General features: G+C 70.2%; 18 protein-coding genes and 1 pseudogene. 9 read left to right on the top strand and 10 right to left on the bottom strand.

Annotation, left to right across the window (positions count from 1 at the left end; translation table 11 throughout):
- Positions 1 to 42 precede the first annotated feature (42 nt).
- A complete protein-coding gene (locus ACFVX4_RS23100; protein ID WP_389980598.1) occupies positions 43 to 1452 on the top strand; it encodes a dihydrolipoyl dehydrogenase family protein in 1410 nt (469 codons plus the stop codon).
- On the opposite strand, the gene ACFVX4_RS23095 is transcribed toward ACFVX4_RS23100, so the two are convergent.
- The 4 genes and pseudogenes from ACFVX4_RS23095 to ACFVX4_RS23080 form a co-directional block, all read right to left on the bottom strand.
- The gene (locus ACFVX4_RS23095; protein WP_389980355.1) at positions 1406 to 2140 is read right to left on the bottom strand and encodes an ATP-binding cassette domain-containing protein; all 735 of its coding nucleotides are present in this window, start codon (positions 2138 to 2140) and stop codon (positions 1406 to 1408) included. The two genes, ACFVX4_RS23100 and ACFVX4_RS23095, sit on opposite strands and share 47 nt — an antisense overlap.
- A 49-nt stretch (positions 2141 to 2189) precedes the next feature.
- Positions 2190 to 2285, bottom strand: a pseudogene (locus ACFVX4_RS23090) (hypothetical protein); the annotation flags it as partial.
- A gap of 147 nt (positions 2286 to 2432) precedes the next feature.
- On the bottom strand, positions 2433 to 3308 hold the full coding sequence (locus ACFVX4_RS23085; protein ID WP_389980353.1) for a family 16 glycosylhydrolase: 876 nt from the start codon (positions 3306 to 3308) through the stop codon (positions 2433 to 2435).
- 170 nt (positions 3309 to 3478) lie between these two features.
- Positions 3479 to 4072: a histidine phosphatase family protein gene (locus ACFVX4_RS23080; protein WP_389980351.1), complete on the bottom strand. Its 594-nt coding sequence runs from the start codon at positions 4070 to 4072 to the stop codon at positions 3479 to 3481.
- A gap of 259 nt (positions 4073 to 4331) precedes the next feature.
- On the opposite strand from ACFVX4_RS23080, the gene ACFVX4_RS23075 reads away from it, so the two are divergent.
- Positions 4332 to 4547 carry a CbtB-domain containing protein gene (locus ACFVX4_RS23075; protein ID WP_389980349.1) on the top strand — a complete coding sequence of 72 codons (216 nt, stop codon included), beginning with the start codon at positions 4332 to 4334 and terminating at the stop codon, positions 4545 to 4547.
- A 27-nt stretch (positions 4548 to 4574) separates the two neighbouring features.
- Positions 4575 to 5348, top strand: coding sequence for a CbtA family protein (locus ACFVX4_RS23070; RefSeq protein WP_389980347.1), 774 nt, complete (start codon positions 4575 to 4577; stop codon positions 5346 to 5348).
- 137 nt (positions 5349 to 5485) lie between these two features.
- On the opposite strand, the gene ACFVX4_RS23065 is transcribed toward ACFVX4_RS23070, so the two are convergent.
- Entirely contained in the window at positions 5486 to 5992 is a 507-nt protein-coding gene (locus ACFVX4_RS23065; protein ID WP_389980345.1) for a GNAT family N-acetyltransferase, read from the bottom strand.
- A gap of 112 nt (positions 5993 to 6104) precedes the next feature.
- Positions 6105 to 6494: a tetratricopeptide repeat protein gene (locus tag ACFVX4_RS23060; RefSeq protein ID WP_389980343.1), complete on the bottom strand. Its 390-nt coding sequence runs from the start codon at positions 6492 to 6494 to the stop codon at positions 6105 to 6107.
- Positions 6495 to 6672: 178 nt separating this feature from the next.
- Here ACFVX4_RS23060 and ACFVX4_RS23055 point away from each other — a divergent pair, with 178 nt between their 5' ends.
- Entirely contained in the window at positions 6673 to 7638 is a 966-nt protein-coding gene (locus ACFVX4_RS23055) for a pirin family protein (protein WP_389980341.1), read from the top strand.
- Between the two features lie 267 nt (positions 7639 to 7905).
- Here ACFVX4_RS23055 and ACFVX4_RS23050 read toward each other — a convergent pair whose 3' ends face one another.
- Both ACFVX4_RS23050 and ACFVX4_RS23045 read right to left on the bottom strand, forming a co-directional pair.
- Positions 7906 to 8079 (bottom strand): ATP-binding protein, encoded by a 174-nt coding sequence (locus ACFVX4_RS23050; RefSeq protein ID WP_389980339.1) that lies wholly within the window; start codon positions 8077 to 8079, stop codon positions 7906 to 7908.
- Positions 8080 to 8156: 77 nt separating this feature from the next.
- Entirely contained in the window at positions 8157 to 9173 is a 1017-nt protein-coding gene (locus ACFVX4_RS23045; RefSeq protein WP_389980596.1) for a helix-turn-helix domain-containing protein, read from the bottom strand.
- A 264-nt stretch (positions 9174 to 9437) separates the two neighbouring features.
- Between ACFVX4_RS23045 and ACFVX4_RS23040 the strand changes: the two genes are divergently transcribed.
- From ACFVX4_RS23040 to ACFVX4_RS23020, 5 genes are all read left to right on the top strand, one after another.
- Complete coding sequence (locus ACFVX4_RS23040; protein ID WP_389980337.1) at positions 9438 to 13139, top strand: S8 family serine peptidase; 3702 nt, start codon at positions 9438 to 9440, stop codon at positions 13137 to 13139.
- A 689-nt stretch (positions 13140 to 13828) separates the two neighbouring features.
- Positions 13829 to 15178, top strand: coding sequence for a phenylacetate--CoA ligase family protein (locus tag ACFVX4_RS23035; RefSeq protein ID WP_389980335.1), 1350 nt, complete (start codon positions 13829 to 13831; stop codon positions 15176 to 15178).
- A gap of 35 nt (positions 15179 to 15213) precedes the next feature.
- Positions 15214 to 15417: a hypothetical protein gene (locus tag ACFVX4_RS23030; RefSeq protein ID WP_389980334.1), complete on the top strand. Its 204-nt coding sequence runs from the start codon at positions 15214 to 15216 to the stop codon at positions 15415 to 15417.
- Between the two features lie 305 nt (positions 15418 to 15722).
- On the top strand, positions 15723 to 17744 hold the full coding sequence (gene rfaE2 / locus ACFVX4_RS23025) for a D-glycero-beta-D-manno-heptose 1-phosphate adenylyltransferase (RefSeq protein ID WP_389980332.1): 2022 nt from the start codon (positions 15723 to 15725) through the stop codon (positions 17742 to 17744).
- A gap of 1 nt (position 17745) precedes the next feature.
- Complete coding sequence (locus tag ACFVX4_RS23020; RefSeq protein ID WP_389980330.1) at positions 17746 to 18315, top strand: transposase; 570 nt, start codon at positions 17746 to 17748, stop codon at positions 18313 to 18315.
- A gap of 89 nt (positions 18316 to 18404) precedes the next feature.
- Here the strand turns inward: ACFVX4_RS23020 and ACFVX4_RS23015 are convergent, their stop codons facing one another.
- Together ACFVX4_RS23015 and ACFVX4_RS23010 are read right to left on the bottom strand one after the other, a co-directional pair.
- On the bottom strand, positions 18405 to 19766 hold the full coding sequence (locus tag ACFVX4_RS23015) for an NtaA/DmoA family FMN-dependent monooxygenase (RefSeq protein ID WP_389980328.1): 1362 nt from the start codon (positions 19764 to 19766) through the stop codon (positions 18405 to 18407).
- 15 nt (positions 19767 to 19781) lie between these two features.
- Positions 19782 to 20831, bottom strand: a complete 1050-nt coding sequence (locus tag ACFVX4_RS23010; RefSeq protein WP_389980326.1) for an LLM class flavin-dependent oxidoreductase — start codon at positions 20829 to 20831, stop codon at positions 19782 to 19784.
- Positions 20832 to 21876: the final 1045 nt, after the last annotated feature.

The raw sequence follows: 21876 nt of genomic DNA, 5'->3' as shown, positions 1-21876 counted from the left end.
CTTGTCCACGCGATGTGTTTTTCCGGGACGGTAGGGGGTGGTGTGTGGGGGGTGGGGGTGGGTGTGGGGGGGCCCCCCCCCCCCCCCCTCCCCCCCGCCGCCGGGCTGAGCGCCGCCGTCGTCGAGGCGGAACTCATCGGCGGCGAATGCTCCTACTGGGCCTGCATGCCCAGCAAGGCCCTGCTGCGCCCGGTGGTCGCCCGCGCCGACGCCCGCCGCGTCCCGGGTCTCAGCGACGCCGTGCAGGGGCCGCTGGACACCGCGGCGGTCCTCGCCCACCGTGACACGTACGCATCGCACTGGAAGGACGACGGACAGGTCGCCTGGCTGGAGGGCATCGGCGCGGATATCTACCGGGGCCAGGGCAGGCTCACCGGCAAGAAGGCGGTGTCCGTCACCGCGCCCGACGGCACGGAGCACCGGCTCACCGCCCGCCAGGCCGTCGCCGTCTGCACCGGCAGCCGCGCCGTCGTCCCCGACCTGCCCGGCATCGAGGGGGCCCGCCCCTGGACCAGCCGGGAGGCGACGAGCGCCAAGAAGGTGCCCGGCCGCCTCGTGATCGTCGGCGGTGGCGTGGTCGGAGTGGAGATGGCCACCGTCTGGCAGGCCCTCGGCGCCCGGGTGACGATGCTGATCCGCGGCAAGGGGCTCCTGCCGAGGATGGAACCCTTCGCCGGCGAACTGGTCGGGCAGGCCCTCACCGAGGCGGGCGCCGACATCCGCACCGGGGTCTCGGTCGCCTCCGTACGGCGCACGGTCCCGGACGGCCCGGTCACCGTGGAACTGGTGGGCGGCGGACACCTCGAGGCCGACGAGATCCTCTTCGCCACCGGCCGGGCCCCGCGCACCGACGACCTCGGACTGGAAACGGTGGGCCTGGAGCCCGGATCCTGGCTCACCGTCGACGACAGCTGCCGCGTCGAAGGCACCACCTGGCTCTACGCGGTCGGTGACGTCAACCACCGGGCGCTCCTCACCCACCAGGGCAAGTACCAGGCACGCATCGCGGGCGCCGCGATCGCCGCCCGCGCCGCCGGCGTACCGCTGCTGGAGACCGACCGCTGGGGCGCCCACGCCGCCACCGCCGACCACGCGGCCGTCCCCCAGGTCGTCTTCACCGACCCGGAGGCCGCCTCGGTCGGCCTCACGCTCGCCGAGGCCGAGCGGGCGGGCCACCGGGTACGCGCCGTCGACCAGGACTTCGCCGCGGTGGCCGGCTCCGGCCTGTACGCGGACGGCTACCGGGGCCGCGCCCGCATGATCGTGGACCTCGACCGGGAGATCCTGCTCGGGGTCAGCTTCGTCGGACCGGGCATCGGCGAGCTGCTGCACTCGGCGACGATCGCGGTCTCGGGCGAGGTCCCCATCGACCGGCTGTGGCACGCCGTTCCCGCGTATCCGACGATCAGCGAGGTCTGGCTGCGCCTGCTGGAGGCGTACCGGGACGCGTAGCCCCCCGAGGTGGGCCGGCCGTGAGGACGGCCGCGAGCAACGATTTCGTGTACGGATGCCGCGGCGCGTCGAACACCTCCTCGGCCGAGCCCTCCTCCACCACCTCCGCGTCCTTCATCACCAGCACCCGGTCACTGATCCGCCGGATCACCGACAGATCGTGCGAGACGAACAACAAGGCGGTTCCCAGGCGCCGTTGGAGATCGTCCAGTAGATCCATGACCTGTTCCCGCACCGAGGCGTCGAGCGCCGAGACCGGCTCGTCGCACACCAGGATGCCGGGGGACGGGGCGAGGGCCCGCGCGATGGCGACGCGTTGGCACTGGCCGCCGGAGAGCTGGTCGGGGCGGCGGTGCAGATGCTCGGGGCCGAGACCCACCGCCGCCGCCTTCCGGCTGGGCTCGGCCGGTGCGGAATCGGCCTGCCCGGCCTCCTCTGCCGGCACCGGGCGCAGGCGGCCCACCAGCGGCAGCGTGGTCAGCCCGGCCAGCGCCGCGAGACCGCCGCCGACGACCGCGGTGCCGGTGTTCGCGTGCGCGAAGGTACCCGCCACCGAGACGCCGACCGCCGTACCCGCGTACAGCGTCGCGCTGTTCCAGGAACTGGACGTCGCCCCCAGCTCCGGCCGCGACGATACCAGCAGCGTCTGGACGAGCGTTCCGAAGGCACCGCTCGCGAAGAACCACACAGATCCCGCCCTCCGGCAGATGCAGTTCCGCCTCCTGGTGGGGCACCCGCCAGGGCGCGACCCAGCCCGGTCCGTGCTGCAACGACACCGCTCCGCGAAATCGCAGCACGGGATCGTCCCCGGCCACGACACGTTTCGCCGGCATTCCCGCCACCTCCCCGAGTCGATCGCCATCCTCGGCGGGCGGGGCGGTCGCAACCAGTCGTTGCGGATGCTGTGACCAGGACTCACCGGCAGGGCCGACTGGCCGGGCTCGACCGCAGGGCCGGGCCCGGCCAGTCGGGCCGAACGGTCAGACAGGCGGCCGGAGATCGCTGGTGGTGACCCGCACATGGTCGACGACGAGCTGCTGCGGGAAGGAGGTGCTGCCGTCCGGGTCGCCGGGCCAGTAGCCGCCGACCGCGAGGTTGAGGATCAGGAAGAAGGGCTTGTCGAACACCCAGTTGTTGCCGCCGAGGTCGGCGGGCGTACGGCGCTGGAAGACGTTTCCGTCCACCGACCAGGTCACCGAGCCGGGCGCCCAGTCGACGGCGAAGGTGTGGAAGTCGTCGGCGAACGCCTGGCCGCCGGGCAGGGTGTAGGCGGCGCCGATGCCACCGGAGCCGGAGTAGCCCGGACCGTGCAAGGTGCCGTGGACCGTGGACGGTTCGAAGCCGACGTTCTCCATGACGTCGATCTCGCCCGAGTTCGGCCAGCCGACCTGGCCGATGTCGTCGCCCAGCATCCAGAAGGCCGGCCACATGCCCTGACCGCGCGGCACCTTCATCCTCGCCTCGACGTGTCCGTACGTCCGGGTGAACCGGCCGGCGGTGTTCAGCCGTGCCGAGGTGTACTCGCAGGTCCCGTACCAGCACTGGTAGTTGTTCGGATTCTCGCGGCGCGCCGTGATGACCAGATGACCCTGACCGTCGAGCGCCGCGTTGCTGTTCCCGGCCGTGTAGTACTGCCGTTCATGGTTGTTGACGTTGTCGCCGGTCTCGATCTGCCACTTGGCGCCGTCCACGGCAGAGCCCGCGGGGCCGTCGAAGTCATCGGTGAACGCCGCTGCCGCGACCCGCGGTCCGGGCACTCCTGCCGCGAGCCCGGAAGAGGCCGGGACGAGGGTGAGTGCGGAGAGTGCGCAGAGCGCGGACAGGAGCAGTCGGCGGGGGAGGCGGGGGGAGGTCATGGGGGTCCTTCCCGTGCGGAACAGAGTGGTCGAGTGATTGCCATGCATATGACAAAGACCCGTTGTGGGGGAGCAGGGAGAGGTCTTGGTTCTGTATGCGATTTAAGAAGTGAACCAACACGGTGTCAAGGGCTTGGTATGGACCACACTTCTTGCATTCAGCGACGGGATCAGTCGGCCGGCGCGGGGGACAGCGGCTGTCCGCACCGCAGGTTCCACCGGCCGGACCGGCCGCTGAGCCCGGTCAGGGTCAGTGGGGCGACGTCCAGCCGCCAGAACGCTTCCGGCGGCAGGGCGAGCGCCCCGACGATCACCGCCCGCACCACTGCCGGCTCGACGACGCCCAGCACGCGGAGGCCCGCCTCGCCCCCGGCGGACTCCAGCGTCTCCAGCCAGCGTCCGGCCCGGGAACAGAGCTCCAGCAGGGACTCGCCGCCATGGGGAGCCGCCGAGGGGTCGGTGAGCCACGCCGACACCGACTCCGGCTCCTCGGCGCCGACCGCCGCCAGCCGCCGACCGCTCCAGCGGCCCATGTCCCAGCCGCGGACGGCCGGTTCGGGCCCGGCGCGCAGCCCCAGCGCGTCAGCGGTCCCGGCGCACCGCTCGGACGGCCCGCGCAGCTGCCGGTCGGTGGCGGGCACCGCTGCCGCGGCGGCCCTGGCCCGGCGGGCCCCCGCCGCATCGAGCGGCGCGTCGCTGTCGAAACGGGCCTCGCGCAGCGCGGCGTTGAGCGCCGGTGAGATCAACATCACCTGTACCGTCATGACCCGCTCGACTCCCTGAACTTCGGCCCCTCTGTGCCCACCATGGCATCAGGGCGATCCTGCCCGGTCACCGGCACCATGGCGGTGCCTGTCCCCAAGCGGTATGGTCACGGCGAACATGACGTAGGTGTGACGGAAGTCCGGTGAGAATCCGGCACGGTCGCGCCACTGTGAACCCGTACCTGTGCGGGAAGTCAGACCCAGCACCCACGTCTCAGGCACCACGATCGGGACGCGTGTTCCCTCAGGAGGTTCTGCCATGGCACAGACTGCTGCCCCCGCCACCGCCGTACCGGCGATCGCTCCCATCTCCCTGAAGGCCATTGCCCCCTGGGCGGTCTTCTTCGGCATCCTCATGCTCGTACTGCTGTACTTCGTCGGCGCCGAGCAGGGCGCCACCGCGGTCATCTCCGGCGAAGGTGTCCACGAGTGGGTCCACGACGGCCGCCACCTCCTCGGTTTCCCCTGCCACTGACGTACCGTTCGATCCAGGGGAACCCTCATGAACTCCATATCTGTCAGAGCCCTGCTCGTCCGCGGCATGCTGGCCGGCCTCGCCGCGGGTGCGCTCGCTCTGCTCGTCGCCTACTTCCTCGGTGAGTCGCGTGTGGACGCGGCCATCGCGCTGGAGGAGTCGCACAGCCATCACCACGACGGCGGCGAGGAACTGGTCAGCCGCACCATGCAGTCCACCGCCGGCCTCGCCACCGGTGTGCTCGTCTTCGGTGTGGCGATCGGCGGCATCGCCGCCCTCGTCTTCTGCTACGCCCTCGGCCGGATCGGCAGATTCGGCCCCCGGGCCACGGCCGCGCTGATCGCGGGTGCGGCTCTGCTGACGGTGTACGTCGTGCCGTTCCTGAAGTACCCGGCCAACCCGCCGGCCGTCGGCAATCCCGACACCATCGGCAGACGTACCGCACTGTTCTTCCTGATGGTCGCCCTCAGTGTGCTGCTGGCAGTCGCCGCGGTCATCCTCGGCAGACGGCTGGCTCCCCGTCTGGGCAACTGGAACGCGACGATCGCGGCGTCCGCGGCCTACGTCCTGGTGATCGGGCTCGCCTATGTGTTCCTGCCCTCGTACAACGAAGTCGGCAAGGACTTCCCGGCCGCCCTGCTGTGGGAGTTCCGTCTGAGCACCCTCGCCGTGCAGGCCACCCTCTGGACGACCTTCGGCCTCTTCTTCGGCTATCTGACGGACCGGCTTCTCGTACCGGGAACCGGCACCGCCACGGCCGCGAACAGCGGCGCGAACCGGGCGGCCACTGCGGCCGGCTGACCGGCACGACACACGGCATATGCGGGCAGGCCGTCGACCGGAACCCCGCCGGGAGCTCCCGGCGGGGTTCCGGCGTTTGCCGTGCGCGGGCCGGGCCGACGGCCGGACCCGTCACCGCGGGCCCGGCGGCCACCGGCTCACTCCTCGGCCCGCGGGCCCCACTCGATCCGGTAGTACTTCAATGTCCCGTCCTCCTTCACCAGGCGCATACCGACGGCTTCCATGACGCGCTGCGACGCGATGTTGTCCAGGTCGGCGTCACCGTGCACACGGCTCACACCCTGCTCGCGGGCGAACCGGAGCAGGGCGCGCAAGGCCTCGGAGGCGTAGCCCATCCCCCGGGCCGAGGGGACGAGGCCATAACCGATCGTGACGTTCCCGTTCTCGTCGGGCGCGCCGTGGAACCCCATCCCGCCGATCACCTGGCCGTCCTCGCGGCGGCGTATCTCGTACGAGCCGAAGGGGCTGGGATCACCGGTCCGCGCGCAGGTGTCGAGAAAGCGCTCGGCCGCGGCCTTCTCGCCGGGGGAGGGGTAGCCGGGCGCCCAGTGTGCCCCGTCCCCCGGTGCGCCCGCCCTCACATGCAAGGCGTCGGAGGCGTTCATCGGGTGGAGCAGGAGGCGTGGGGTCTCTAGGTCGGTCATGAGCGAGTGAAGTATCACGCGGGACGGGCGGCCGGCATCCGAATTGAATGGTCCGGCCGGGATCCCACCGGCCGGAGGCGTGGGGCGCGACCCCGTCGGGGCCTTCCCGGGCTCACCCGTCGGAAGGCTCCGGGGAGATCGTCCGGCCTGAACCGGAGTCGAAGTCGAAGTCTCCGGAGAACACCGCCGCCATCCGCAGATGACCGGCTGCCTCCGCGCTCCGACCCTGGCGCTCAAGCGTGCGGCCGAGCATCAGCCGCGCGTAGTGCTCCACCGGGTCGCGCTCCAGTACCGCCCGCAGCTCCGCCTCGGCCCTGCCGAGCCGTGCCGAGTGGTAGTAGGTCCGGGCCAGCAGCAGACGCGGCGACACCTGCTCCGGGACCTCCTCGACCAGCCCTTCCAGGATCCGGGCCGCGGTCATGTACTCCTTCGCCTCGAAGAACATCTGCGCACGGTTCCAGCGGTCGGCAGCCGTGCCGAACTCGTAGTAGGTGTCGCTCACTTGACCTCCTCCGTCATGGACCGTCCCCGGATCGCGCCCGGCTCCGTCCAGCCACTGACCCGGCTCCCGCCCGGTCATCCCGCAATGGCCGCAACACGGCATGGTGGTTGAATATTCCACTAAAATGTCGGCGTGGGTACCGTCATCCCCGGCCCCGCACAGGAATAGGTTGAGCGCCATGAGTAATCTCGATCGCCAGGCCGCACTCTCCGTCTGCGGGGGACGTGGCTTCGTCGTCGCCGAGCCCGTACGCGAACTCCTCACCCCTCGCCATGTCCGGCTGGGCGAGTCCACCGAGGTCCGCAGACTGCTGCCCAACCTGGGCCGCCGGATGGTCGGTGCCTGGGCCTTCGTCGATCATTACGGCCCCGACGACATCGCGGGCGAACCCGGGATGCAGGTGCCGCCCCACCCTCACATGGGTCTGCAGACGGTCAGCTGGCTGCACGACGGCGAGGTCCTGCACCGGGACAGCCTCGGCAGTCTCCGTACGATCCGTCCGCGCGAACTGGGCCTGATGACCTCCGGCCGGGCCATCAGCCACTCCGAGGAGAGCCCGAAGTCCCACGCGAGGTTTCTGCACGGCGCCCAGCTCTGGGTCGCGCTGCCCGACGCCCACCGCCACGTGGAGCCCCACTTCCAGCACCACACCGACCTGCCGGCCGTCTCGGCCCCGGGCCTCACCGCCACCCTGATCCTGGGCGAACTCGACGGCACCACCTCGCCCGGCACCGCGTACACCCCGATCGTCGGCGCCGACATCGCCCTGACCGCCGGTGCCGAGGCCGGGCTGCCGCTCGACCCGGACTTCGAGTACGCGGTGCTCTCCATGTCCGGTCAGGCCGAGGTCGACGGCGTGCCCGTGCTTCCCGGTTCGATGCTCTACCTCGGCTGCGGCCGTACCGAACTCCCCTTGCGCGGGGACACCGACGCGGGCCTCATGCTCCTCGGCGGCGAGCCGTTCGAGGAGGAGATCGTCATGTGGTGGAACTTCATCGGACGGTCCCACGAGGAGATCGAGGAGGCCCGGCAAGCGTGGGCGGAGGGCTCCCGCTTTGGTGAGGTGCACGGCTACGACGGCGGCCGGCTGCCTGCTCCCGCACTGCCGCCGGTGGCGCTGAAACCGCGAGGCCGGGTGCGCTGACCTGGGGTGATGTGCCCTCCGACGCTCCCCGTTGCGTGCGCTCTCTGCGTCCCCTCCCGCCCGCACCGGGCAACCACTCGGTCCACCAGCTCCGGCGGAAACGTACGTGTCAGCAGCCCGACCGCGATCCGGTCCGACAACCGCTCATCCGTCTCCGGCCTTGAGCCACTGGTATCGGGCCGTAGGGCTCACTGCTGTGGGGTGTCGGCGGCCTTTGAACCTGGGCCCCTTCGGGGCCGGTGACTTCTGACCCCGTGGTGTACTTGTTCACCCGGTTGCCGCGCTTGGTGTGCGGCCGACGTCGCGGTCTTTGAGCCGGTAGGATTCTCCCTTCAAGGAGAGCACATCGGCGTGATGGACGAGGCGGTCGATCATGGCGGCGGCGACGGTGTCGTCGCCGAAGACCTCTCCCCAGCGGCCGAACGGTTTGTTGCTGGTCACGATTACGAATGCGCGTGCATAGCGTGCCGCAGATCAGCTGGAAGAACAGGTTCGCTGCTTCATGACAGCCACCCCTCTCACGACAGCCACCCCCTTCGCGCCGCCTGCCACACCAACTGCGTCCGCGTCGCGGCGCCGGCGCGCTGCATCAGCACCTGGATCCGGCGCTGCACCGTGCGCTGGCTGACCCGTAGCTGCGAGGCGATCGCCTTGTCCGCGACCCCGGCGACGACCAGGGACAGCAGATACCGCTCGTCGTCGGCGACGTTCGTACCGGGCCGCGGACTGCCGCCGAAGTCGGCCAGCCCGCCGGAGTCCGTGACGTGCAGCGGCGACGCCGCCGCCCACTGGCTCTCGAACAGCGCGATCAGCGCGTCGAGCAGGCTGCTGCCGTGTACCACCGCGGCCGTCGGCTCACCCAGCGAACCACCCGAACCGCCGTGCATCAGCGGGCAGATGGCGATCGAACCGTCCGCGATCACCATCCGCACCGGCAGCGTCCCGGTAGCCCGCGCCTGCTCACCCGCGCGGATGCTCCGGGCGACGTTGTCGACCATGCCGGGCTCCTCCAGCAGCGCGCGCTCGTAGATGGCCTCGTACCGCACCCCACGGGCGAGCAGCTCCCACTCCTCGTCGTTCTCCGCCGCAGGCATGGCCACATGGCCGGCCTTGCAGAGCCACCGCATCTCACTGGCCCCGTACGCCATATGACGCAGCCGCTGCCTGATCACACTCGCCCCCGTGATCACCTCGACAAGCTGCCCCGCGTCATGCCGCCGCCCCCCGGCCCGGTACTCCTCGGTGAGCTGCTCCACCCCCCGCCGCGCCGACTCCAGCGCCTCATGCCCACGCAGCAGCAGCGGACGCAGCGCTGCATCGGGCGCCACCGGTACATAGCGCACCGCGCCCCCCACCGGCGAAACGGCCACCCGCCCCACCAGCCCCTTGTCGTGGAGCGATGCCAACAGCCTGTGTGCCTGCGCCACTTCGAGCCCCAGCTGCTCCGCGATCACTGCGGCATCAGCCTCACGCACCCCGACGAGGAAGCGGTACACCCGCTCCTCCCCCGCCTCGATCCCCGCGGCCTCCAGCACGTGTCCGCCTCTCACGACGCCCCCACCCACCCCAACCGATGTACCACCCACCGGACACAGCGTGATCTAACCACACCCGCACACCGGGGACGATGTCCGCGTTATCACGCACGACGACCATCCGACTTCGATATGCGCGAAGTGTCGGCGAGCGGACATGTCACTTTTTCGACAGGCGCGGCCGTAGCGTCGGTGCCCCTCCCTGTCGAGGCTTGACCCGCCGGTCGCGGAACCCTCCCTGCCGGCGGAAGGAGAGCGTTCAGCATGCGTTTCAGGCGAAGAGCCGCACTGCTCAGCTTCACCTTGGCGACCACCATGGCCACCACCGTGGCCGGCGGCGGCCTGGTGTACGGTGCCACCCCCGCGCCGAAGACCGGGAAGGACGCGGTAACCACCCCGTCCCTAGCAGAAGTCCGCACCGCGAAGGTCACCCTCGTCACCGGAGACCAGGTGACGGTGGCCACGAGGGCGGGCAAGACCCTCGCCGTCAACATCACCCCGTACCACCGCAGTGCGGCCGAGCTGCGGACGTACACCGTCGGCACCGATGTGTACGTGATTCCGCGCGACGTCGAAGCTCTGGTGCACAACGGTCAGGTGGACGGCCGGCTGTTCAACGTCACCCAGCTCATCGCCCAGGGGTACGACGATGCCCACCACGCGTCGACCCCGATGATCGTGCGCTACGCGTCCGGGGCCAGGGACACCGCACCCGGCGGAGCCCGCCTCACACGGAAACTTCCCGGCGTACGCGGAGCCGCCGTCAGCGCCGACAAGCGCAAGGGCGCCGCGTTCTGGGAGGCCGTCGACGACGACAGCGCCCGCGCAGGTACGCCCAAGGCCCGTCTGTCGGGCGGCGTCCAGCGCCTCTGGCTGGACGGGCAGGTCAAGGCGCTCCTCGACAGGAGCGTCCCGCAGATCGGCGCCCCGGAGGCGTGGAAGGACGGTTTCGACGGCACCGGCGTGAAGGTCGCGGTGCTGGACACCGGTGTCGACGCCACCCACCCCGACCTCGCCGACCGCATCGTGGAAAGCCGCAGCTTCGTCCCCGGCGAGACGGCGCGCGACGGCCACGGCCACGGCACCCACGTCGCCTCCACCATCCTGGGAAGCGGGGCCGCCTCCGGCGGGAAGTACCGGGGCGTGGCACCGGGCGCCGGACTGATCGTGGGCAAGGTGCTCGACGACGGCGGCAGCGGCTCGGAATCCTCGATCATCGAAGGGATGGACTGGGCCGCGCATTCGGGGGCGAAGGTCATCTCCATGAGCCTGGGCGGCTCGGAAGGCGCCGACGGCACCGACCCCATGTCGATGGCGGTCAACGAACTGACGGCGCAGACCGGCGTGTTGTTCACCATCGCGGCGGGCAACAGCGGCCCCGCGGCGACGTCCGTCGGCTCACCCGGAGCCGCCGACGCGGCCTTGACGGTCGGCGCCGTGGACTCCACCGACGCGGTCACCGACTTCTCCAGCCGGGGCCCACGAGGGGGTAACGGCGGGCTCAAGCCGGAGATCACCGCGCCGGGCTCGCGGATCGTCGCCGCCCGCGCCGCCGGCACGACGATGGGCACACCGGTGGACGGCTCGTACACCACCGCGAGTGGCACCTCCATGGCCACGCCGCACGTGGCCGGCGCCGCCGCGATCCTCGCGCAGCGCCACCCCGACTGGACGCCGGCCCGTTTGAAGAGCCAGCTGATCAGTACGGCCAAGACCACCGCCGCCACCTCCGTCTACGCCCAGGGCGCCGGCCGCGTGGACGTGGCACGCGCACTCCGGCAGCCCGTATCGGCCAGCGGTACGGCCGACTTCGGGCTGCGGGACTGGGACGCCACCGCCCCGGTCGGGAAGAAGATCGAGTACGTCAACGACGGCGACCAGCCGGTCACCCTCGCCCTGAAGGTCGAGAACGCGGGAGAGGAACTGCCGGCCGGAGTGCTCAGCCTGGGAGCCGACTCGGTGACCGTGCCGGCGCACGGCACCGCCGAGGTCGACCTCACCCTCAACACCGTCGGCGTGACGACCGGATCCCACGGCGCGCACGTCACCGCGGTTTCCGCCGACGGACGGACGGCGGCAGTGACGGCGGTCGGCTTCGGCCGGGACGTACAGCGCTTCGACGTCACGCTGAAGGTGCTCGACCGCGACGGCAAGCCGACGAGCGGCATCGCCGCGGTCACCGCCTGGCAGCTGGGCCGCCACGAACTGCCCGAGACGTACCCGGTCGCAGCGGACGGGACCGTCGTGGTGCGGGTACCGCGCGGCGAGCACGCCTTCATCTCGGAGATCTTCCACTACACCTCCGACTGGAGCCGGCTGGAGGAGTACACCTACGCCGCCCAGCCGGGCACGATGATCGACTCCGATCGGACCTTCACCCTGGACGGCGCCAAGGCCGGCCCGGTCACCATGACCACCTCCCGGCCGACGGAGACCAACCACGCCCGCATCGGCCTGAACTTCCAGGCCGTGGACGGTGACCTCATCCACGACCGCGAGACGTGGCTGGACGGCGAGACGGCCGTGTACTCCATCCCGTCGCAGACCGCGAACGAGCGCTTCGAATCGCGCGTCGGCTGGTCGCTCGGCGCACCCGCACTCGACGCCCGCCTCGTCGGGCACGGCAACCGGACCCTGGACGCGGCCTACCTGGAGGGCTGGACGGGCTCCGCACGTATCGACGGCACCCGCGTCCTGCGCGTGGCAAAGGCCGGCGAGGGCGTCCGGGGCAAGCTCGCCCTGGTGAAGCGGAGCGCCGAGCGCACGGTGGGAGAGCAGGTCGACGACGCCGCGAGCGCCGGTGCGCTCGCCATCCTCATCTACAACGACATCCCCGAGAACTGGCTCGCAGGCAACTGGGGCCCGACGGCCACCAAGATCCCGGCGATGACCCTCTCCGGCGCCCAGGGCGAGGAGCTGGCGGCCCTGGACAACGCCATGATCAGGATCTCCGGTACGGCGGTGAGCCCGTACTCCTACGAGCTGCTGAAGTACCGCAAGGGCGGCATCCCCGCCGACCAGCGCTACCGGGTACGCGACGAGGAACTGGCCACCGTGGACTCCTCGTTCCACGCCTCGACGCCGGCCACCGAAGGCGGATACGCCCGGCTGACGCGCTCGCCGATGCAGCCGACGGCGTACTTCGGCTTCGACCGGGTGGTCCTGCCGCGCTCCCGGACCGAGTACGTCTCCGCGAACGTGCCCACCTGGGAAGCGGTGAAGGCAGGTCCCGTGTGGACGTCGGACGGCTCCTGGAAGCTGACGAACACCTCGACGCTCAAGGCCGGACAGCGCGTGCACCGCGACTGGAACAAGGCCGTGGTCCGCACCGCGCTGCCGGACGCACAGTCCAACTCGGCCGTCCGGCAGGGCGACGTCGGTGTGGTGGCGTCGGGCGGTCTGCTCGACACCGCGCCGGACCAGTCCTTCTCCGCCGAAGCCGGCAGCGACAAGGCGCTGTCCACCGTCTACCGGGACGGCCAGCTCCTCGGCAGCATCCGTTCGGCGCCGGTCGCCTTCCCGATGACGGCACAGCGCGCTGAATACCGCGTGGTCACCGACGTGCAGCGGGACGCCCCCGGCTGGACGACCTCCACCAAGGTGCGTACCGACTGGCGCTTCCACTCCGAGGGGAAGGAAGGACTGACCCTGCTCCCCGTCCTGTCGGTCGACTACCGACTCGACGTCGACCAGGCCAACAGCGCCCGGCCGCACTCCACCACCCGCATCGGACTGGGCGTGCGCTACCCCAAGGGCCTGAACGGTCTGAAGCTTGCCGGGGCGAAGCTGTGGGCCTCGTACGACGACGGCACCAACTGGCGGCAGGTCCGCCTCGACGGTGGCCTCAACGGCACGATCGGCAACCCCGCGAACGCGGGCTTCGTGTCGCTGCGCGTGCAGGCCACCGATGCCGATGGCAACACCATCGAGCAGATGGTGACCCGCGCCTACCAGATCCACCGCTGACCGATGCCGGGGCGCCTGCACCGCAGGCGCCCCGGCGTGCGCGTCCACCCAGCGACGGTGACATGGGCGGGCCACACGTGGTATTCGGCCACGTCGTCTGGCCGAGGTTTGGTTGGCGAGCCGGAGGATGGAGGCGCGGATGTCGTTCCAAGGGGCGGGCTGTGCCGTGCTGATCGGCCGAAGAACGCTGCTGGTGTCGGCGGCGTCGGCGGCGTCGGGTCGCGGAGGGTGGGGTCTGCGGAGTGACCGGCTGGTGTCGTTCTACGCCTGGGCGTTGTGTCCTTGGGCGGCCTGGGCGATGACGGCGGCGCCGACGGAATCCGATATCCGTGACATGAATCGATGACACGATTCTCCTGTTGTTCTGCACGCTCCGGAGCAAGTGCGGGAAGGATCTTGTAGACGCTTCCCGGGCGGCCTAGGTTCGGATCGTCTCACCGAGAGACGAATTCGCGGAATGTCCCATCGGGTATCTACCGGGAACTCACCTGGCACTTCACGAGTGAAACCCAACAGGTCACCCCGGTGACCGTGTCCGACGAGTCGGCTGCCGGGTGTCGGTGATGAGGCGCTGGAGGCTTTCTCGGGTGGCCGCGAACTGATGTGATTTCACGTCCCTGGTCGTGTGCCGCAGGCACACGACCAGCCCCACCCGAGGGCTGTGCCATGAATCCATGTGGAGGGCTGTGTTGAATCTGCCGAGTGACCTCGCTTACGACTTCCAACAGATGCGTGAGCGGATGGCACGCAAGACGTCATCCTCCTGGTTCCGGGAGGAGCGCCAGGAGATAGAGGGGCTGGCCCGGTACGACCAGGACAGGGGGGCCGAGCGACTGGGCCGGCTGCTGGCCACCGCCCAGGAACGGGTGCCGCGGTACCGCGCACTGCGCGGCCGGGAGCAGGTGGGGCTGAGCGACTTTCCGCTGACCCGCAAGAGCGATCTCCGCGATCACTTCGTCGACTCCATCAGCCGTGATGCGACCGGCCTGATGGAGCCTGGTCGCTTCTTCCTCACCCAGACCAGCGGCAGCACCGGCCAGCCGGTCGCCCTGCTCTCCACCGCGGAGACCGGCGGTCTGTCGAACAGCGTGATCCGGGAGCGCTTCAGCGCCTACCTCGGCCTCCCGGAAAGCGGTACGGCCCTCAACGTAGGACTGCTCTTCGGGGGCACGCCGCTGCTCGAGCCGATGATGCTGCCGCGCCCCTATGTCAAGTGCAACCTCGGCGGCTTCGACCCCGATTCACCCGGGATCGTCGCCGACTACGAGGCCGTGGTGGGCCGATTCCCGGTCGACCTGGTCACCGGTTCGTCGAGCCGGGTGATCGCATTGGCCCGCTACTGTGCCGAACGCGGCATCCGGCTTCGGCCGCAGGGCGTCATCGCCACCTACGAGCACATGCCCGACAGCGGTCGCCGCCTGGTCGAGGAGACCTTCGACTGCCAGGTGACGATGCTCTACGCCACTTCGGAAACCGGCTACGCGGCCTGGGAGTGCCGCAACGGACGGATGCACTTCCAGGACGACTTCGTCCTGCCGGAGATCACCCCGGCGGGGGACGACGCGGTGGGCGAGATCGTCCTCACCCAGCTGCTCTCCACTCCCATGCCGGTGATCCGCTACGTAACGGGCGATCTGGCGCCCCGGCCCACCACCTGTGACTGCGGACTCCCGGGGACGGTGACCGATGGTCTGCTCGGCCGGTCCGGGAGCTGCCTGGTGGGGGTCGATGGGGCGGCCTACTCACCGTATGCGCTGCTGGCTGCGCTCTGTGCCGCCGGGCTGCCGGACTTCCAGGTGGTGCAGCACGAACCCGGTCTGCTCGACCTCGTCACGGAGGGTGCCTCGGCCTCCGCGGTGGCGACGGTGCGGTCCGTGAACTCGCGGCTTGGCGAGCACTTCGGGCCTCGTCAGGGTTTCCGCCTCCGCCACCGGCCGGAGGGCAGGTTCGTGCTCACCGCGGGTGGCAAGCGCAACCCCGTGGTTCAGCGTCTGGAGGTCGCGGAGGCCCCGGAACGTACCAGGTACATCCACTCCTGAATTCCCCTCGTCCCGTCACCAGCAGAGAGCGGCGCATGATGAAGACCGCACAGGTGCGAGTCATCGAGTCCATGCAGGAATACGCACCCCGGGCCGAGGAGACGAAGGCCTTCCTCGCCGGCGGAATGCGCAACTGTCCCGACTGGCGCTTCGACGCGACAACCGCCTTCAACCACCACCGGCACGGCGGCGGAACTCGCTCCTCGGACTCAACGTGCCGGCCGAGGACGGCCACCTGACGCAGCGCCTTCACGACAACCCCGTTGCGGAGGCGCACAACGGGTTTCAGGGGGCATGGGCCGCAGGCAGCCTCGAGGTGTAGGTGCCGGCATTTCACCAAAGCCCCGCCGCGGTGGAGGCAGGCGCGGCCGGGCGCCGCCCAGTTGGGAACATCCTGGCTGAGAACCGCGCGATGAGGTTGTGGCCGCCACGCGCGACACCCCGGACCAGCCCCCCTGCTGACGACGATTGACACCACTCGCCACACCGGCCTTGAGTCGGCCCGCCCCGACCAGTCGCCGTCCAGACAACCAGGAGATTCCTCGTGATAGGCGCGAGCAGTACCCCGCACCATCCGAAGCCGCTCGCCAACGGCACCGACCACATCGAGCACCTCCAGCAGGCGCTCGCCGTGCTGGAGGCCGAGCGGCTGCAGGCCTGGGGCCGCGAGTTGGCCACGCGGCTCCAGCGTGGCGGGCGCCTGCTGGCGGCCGGCAACGGCGGTTCGGCGGCAGAGGCCCAGCACCTCACCTCGGAGCTGGTCGGACGACTCCGGGACGACCGTCAGCCGCTGTCGGCGATCGCCCTGCACGCCGAGACCTCGGCAGTCACGGCCATCGGCAACGACTACGGGTACGACGAAGTCTTCGCTCGCCAGGTTCGGGCCCACGGTCGACCCGGGGACATCCTGCTGCTGTTGTCGACATCCGGCCGTAGTAGAAACGTCCTGCGAGCGGCTGAGGCGGCCCACGAGAGGGGCCTGACGGTCTGGGCACTCACCGGCACGGTGCCGAACCCGCTCACCGAACTCGCCGACGAGGCGGTCTGCGCGGACGGTCCCACTGCGACCGTCCAGGAATGCCACCTGGTGGCTGTGCACATCCTCTGTGCCAGTGTCGACATCGCGCTCGGCGTCTGCCCGCCGGTGACCCCCGCGGCGGCCACGCCCACAGCACCAGGCGGGCTGGTTGTGGTTGGTGACGCGCTCCTGGACCGGGACCTGCTGGGCATGGTGGACAGAGTCTCCCCAGAAGCGCCAGTTGTCGTCGTCGACCGCGTCGAGGTCTGTTCGCGGCCTGGCGGTGCCGGGCTCGCCGCGGTGCTCGCCGCTCGCAGCGCACGGCCGGTCACCCTGGTGACGGCGTTGTCCGACGACCGGGAAGGCCGGGATCTCGGCGGGCTGCTACGAGACGCCGGTATCCGGGTGCTCGACCTCGGGCTCGCCGGGCCGACACCGGTGAAGAGCCGAGTCCGTGCCGACGGCCGAACGGTGCTGATGTTCAGCCAAGCCCCCGAGGCTGTGTCCGGACTGCGCCGCGCCCTCACCGACGATGAACACGCGCTGGTGGTCGGCGCGAGCGCCGTCCTGGTCTCGGACTACGGGCGCGGGCTCACCGAGGACGCCTCCGTCCGGGCGGCCCTCGCTGCCGCCGCTACTGCGACGCCGATGGTCTGGGACCCGCACCCGCGCGGGGCCCGGCCAGTCCCCGGTGCCCGGCTGGTCACCCCGAACCGCAAGGAGGCGACCGGCTTCGCGCCCGGGAGCGCAGGCACGGACCTGCGGTCGGACATTGAGCGCGGTCGGCAGCTCATCGACATCTGGAAGGCCGCCGGCGTCGCCGTCACACGGGGGGCCGACGGCGCCCTCCTGCTGGACACGGCGAAGTCCTCCCCCCTCGCCGTTCCCGGGCGGCGCATCGTCGCGGCGGACACTTGCGGCGCCGGTGACTGTTTCGCCGCGTCGGCCACCGCGCTGCTCGCGGGCGGCGCGCTGCTCTCGGAGGCGGTCACCGGCGCCGTCCGGGCCGCCGAGGAGTTCGTGGCGGCTGGCGGCGCGACCAGCTGGATGGCGGGTACGGCGGCAGAGGAACCGGGCACCGAACCCGCCGACCCGCTGGAGGTGGTCGCCCGAGTGCGCGCCGCCGGCGGCACCGTGGTGGCGACTGGCGGCTGCTTCGATCTGCTGCACGCCGGTCACATCGCACTTCTCGAGAACGCCCGCCTGCTGGGCGACTGCCTGGTGGTGTGCCTCAACGACGACGACTCCGTCCGTCGGCTGAAGGGACCGCAGCGCCCGATCGTCACGGTCGGGGACCGGGCAGCGGTCCTGGGGTCGCTGGCCTCCGTGGACGGGGTGGTGGTCTTCGCGGAGTCCACGCCGGAGGAGGCGCTGCGTCGGATCAGGCCCGACATCTACGTCAAGGGCGGCGACTACAGGGTGGACGACGTGCCCGAGGCGGCCCTGGTCGACGGCTGGGGCGGCCGGACAGTGATCCTTCCCTATGTCGACGGGCGGTCGACCACCCGGATGGTCGACAAGATATTGCTGGGCATCGGCGACAAGTGACGTGACGTTCAAGGCCGCGAACGGCCAGTGGGGCCACAGCCTGACCCTGCTGCCCCAGGACCAGCAGGAAGCCCTGGAGGTCCGGCGCCGTGAGCAGCTCACCGACGAGTGGCAGCGGCGCTACACCACCCGGGCCGGGGTGGAAGGCACCATCTCCCAGGCAGCGTGGCGCACCCGCACCCGCATCCGCCGGACCCGCTGCACCGGCCTGCCCAAGACCCACCTCGGCCACATCCTCGCCGCCACCGCGATCGACATCATCCGACTCGACGCCTGGATCACCGGCACCCCGCTCGGCGAGACCAGAACCTCACACCTGGCCTGCCAACCCCTGATCAAGGCAGTCGGTTTGCGGATTTCTCAACGGAGTCTGCCGTGTCCCGGCTTCGGGACGGCCTCGCGCCCTGTGCACAGCCGCTACCAGCGACGTCTGGTGGACGTGGCGGTCGATGGCAGGCCGGTGTTGATCGATTCGACCGTGCGGCGGCTGTTCCACGAAAATCCGGGTGGTCCGCGCCGTACGGTTGTTCATGCTCCCTGGTGCGGGCCGACAGCGGCCACAGCAGCATGAACCGGCCTGACGACGACACCGCCTGCCGCGGCTTCAGTTGCTGGGTCGAGAGTGGCACGTAGTTGGCCGGAGGTGCCGCCCGGCTCGGATCACGGCTTCGCTGCCCCGGTCCGAACAGAGCCGACTCCGGCGGCCGTTCGGCGGAGCGCCTTCTGCAGGTGCTCGGAGGGCGCTGGAAGCCCGAAGTGTCCGCGCAGGGTGTGGTCCGTGTACTCGGTGCGGAAGACGCCACGGTTCTGGAGTTCGGGTACCACTTGGTCGACGAAGTCGTCCAGTCCGCCGGGGGCGAATCGGGGCACCACCACGAATCCGTCGGCACCGTCCGACTGGACGTAGTCGTTCATCTGCTCCGCCACGCGAGCGGGTGTGCCGATGAAGGGCCTGCCTGCTGTCAGCTTCATCACGAGCTCCCGGATGCCGAGGTTCTGCTCGGCGGCGAAGGCCCGCCACTTCTGCACCCGGCGCAAGCGCACCGCGGCGTCGGCCAGCCCCGGCCAGTCGGGAGGTGCCGCCTCGGGATCGGGGTCGACATCAGGCAGCGGTCCGTCAGGGTCGTAGGCCGACAGGTCGCGTCCCCAGGTGCGTTCCAGGTACCAGATCGCGAGCTGCGGGCTCACTGCCTGCCGTTGCATGAGTTCGGCGTTCTCCCTGGCATCCTCATCGGTGTCGCCGAGGATGAACGACACCCCGGGCATAATCTTCACGTGCTCCGGGGCACGACCGTAGCGGGCCAGTCTGCGCTTGACGTCCGAGTAGAAGGCCTGGCCGGCCAGGCCCAGACGGCGGCTGTAGATCATTTCTGCTGTCGCGGCCGCGAACTCCCGGCCCTGCTCCGAGTCCCCTGCCTGGATGGTCAGTGGGTACACCTGGGGGCTGGTCGGTACGGTGAACCGTCCGTCGACGCGGAAGTGCGCCCCTTCGTGGTGGAACCGGGTGGCTCCGTGCGATCCCCAACTGCCCCACAGGATCCTGGCGACGTCGACGAACTCCGCTGCCCGAAGGTAGCGGTCGGCGTGCGGCAGATAGCCGCCACGGCGGAAGTTCTCGCCCGTCCAGGCGTCAGGAGTGGTCACGACGTTCCAGCCGCATCTGCCGCCGGATAGGTGGTCCAGGGTGGCCAGCCTGCGGGCCGCGTCGAAGGGCTCGTTGAAGGTGGCGTTGACGGTGGCGGCCAGCCCTATCCGGTTCGTCACGGATGCCAACGCCGACAGCACTGTGATCTGGTCCAGCTGGCCGGCGACGCCGACATCGGAGATCTCGGCGCGGTGCTCCACCAGTCGCGGGAAGTCGGCGAGGAGGAAGACATCGAACTTGCCCCGCTCCGCGGTGCGGGCCAGGTGAGAGTAGGAAGCGAACTCAACCTGACTCCCGGCGCGCGGATCGCGCCAGACGGTCAGGTGGTTGACGGGAAAGAGTGCGGCGAGGTGCATCTGTTTGACGGGCTTGCTCATCGAGGGGGCCACCTTTCAGACCGGGAACACGTTCGGGGCCTTCTCGGGCAGGCCGAGCCGCTCGCGCAGTGAGGTTCCCTGAGGAGGGCGGAGCAAGGACCGCCGGCGCAGGATCGGGACGACCTCCGCGACGAACCGGGACAGGGTGGCAGGCAGGAACGCGGGGCGGAGGTGGAATCCGTCGACATTCCCGGAACCCCACATGTCGCCCAGTAGATCAGCGAGTTCGATCGGTGATCCAGCGAACCTGAAGCGGCGCGACGCGGCTTCGCCGGTACGGCAGTCCCAGCTGGACACGCCGTGGTCACCGTCGAACAGTATCTCCAGCTCGCCGATGACCCTGGTGCGTGCTTCCACCCGTGCTCGCGCGTCCAGTGCATCACGGACATCGACGAACACCATGTCGGCGTCGTGAGCGCTGACCCGGTCTCTCCGCGGATCGAGGTCGACCGCGAGGACAGGGTGGCCCTGCGGCGGTCGCGGTACGTTCGACGGGCCCTTGATGCGGAAGTGTCGTCCGGCATGGTCGATGTGGTGGAGCTTAGACCGGTCGAGGAAGCGCCCGGCCGCCACCTCTCTGATCTCCGCACCGTCCTCCCAGCTGTCCCAGAGCTTGGTGACCACTTCGGTGAACTCGGCTTCCTCTGCGCGCAGTTCATTCAGGCCGACGGGCGGCTCGGGCCCGAAGTGCGCGGCTTCGGCCTCCGCCGTGACCATTCGTCGGCGCCAACCGGCGCGGCCCTGGCTGATGTGGTCGAGCGTGGCCAGTGCCCTGGACACGTGCACGGGCTCGCAGTGCGTGGTCGTCACTGTGGGCACCAGGCCGATGGTGGTGGTCAGCGGAGCGACCGCGGCAAGCACGGTCACCGCGTCCGGAAGCCCATCGGCGGCGGAAGGTCCGTCCGGGAGCGCCATGGAGTCGTCCAGCGTCACGAAGTCGAAGCAACCCCGTTCGGCTTCCTGCACAAGTTGTGGATAGTGCCCGGGGCTCAGCGGATCGACGGGCGAATACCACCGGGACTCCGGGTGGCAGCCGGCTGCGTCGATGGCCATACCGAGGAACATCTGGGCGCTCCTCTCGAAGAGCTGGTTGCGGGCTAATGAGCAGTCCCGTCGATCGGACTGTCGCTGGGCCCGCAGCCTAAGCCGGGAGGAACGGACGGCCGGGCTTTCCGGGAGAACGGCAGCGCCTCTGTCCGAGTTGGCCGGGGCGGTTGCACGGATCGGTGCCGGGGTGAGGGGCGGACGCCCGGGCGCTGGACGGGTCCGGGCCGACAGCGAACAACGTGCCGCACCACGTCGGCGTGGCACCGGTTTCAGTACGCGCCCGGCCGACGTGCCAGAAGTGCAGGTGATGGTGACACGGATCGATGAAGCGTTGGAGCCGCGGTCATGCATGCAACGGAGTAACTGTCGGAAAGGGCTTGTCGACCACTTCAGGGTGTCTCTAAGTTCGACTCATCTCACCCGAGAGAAGTGATCTTCCGGGAGTCCGAAAGGTATTCCTTGAGGACTTCTGACAGAACTTCAGACTGTCAACACCACTAGGAGAAGAGACACATGAGCGACACTCAGAAGATTGCGCCGGAAACCGCGTCGGAGGAGCCCAGCCCCGAGGTCAACGACGAGGAGCTGGAAGCTCTTTCGGGCGGGCTGGAGCGGATCTGACCTCACGTTCCTGGTCGTGTGCCCGGCGGCGAGTGCCGCGGGTACACGACCAGTCCCATTTGAAGGGCCTGCTGAATCTGCTGAGTGACCTCGCGGGCGAATTTCAACAGGTGCGTGAGCGGATGACACGCGAGACTTCATTCTCCTGGTTCCGGGAGATTGGGAGTCCGGCCCGGCGCGGCCAGGCCAGGAGGGCCGGGCGATCGGGTCGACCGGTGGCCACCGCCCCGTAACGGGTGCCGCGGCACCGCGCCCTGCGCGGCCGGGAGCAAGTGGGGCCGAGCGGCCTTCCGCTGACCCGCAAGAGCGATCTTGGCGAGCGCTTCGGGCCTCGTCAGGGTTTCCGCCCCCCGTTATGTTTTTCGCGGTCCTGCAAGAGGGCCGCTGGCCTCCGGGCCCGGCATGACTGTGTCCCCCTGTCGAACGGATGACCTGGGGGGTG

The sequence above is a fragment of the Streptomyces sp. NPDC058240 genome (assembly GCF_042882135.1).
Taxonomy (GTDB): Bacteria; Actinomycetota; Actinomycetes; order Streptomycetales; family Streptomycetaceae; genus Streptomyces.
The sequence above is the reverse complement of the archived record's forward strand: the minus strand, read 5'-3'. Positions and strand labels throughout refer to the sequence as shown.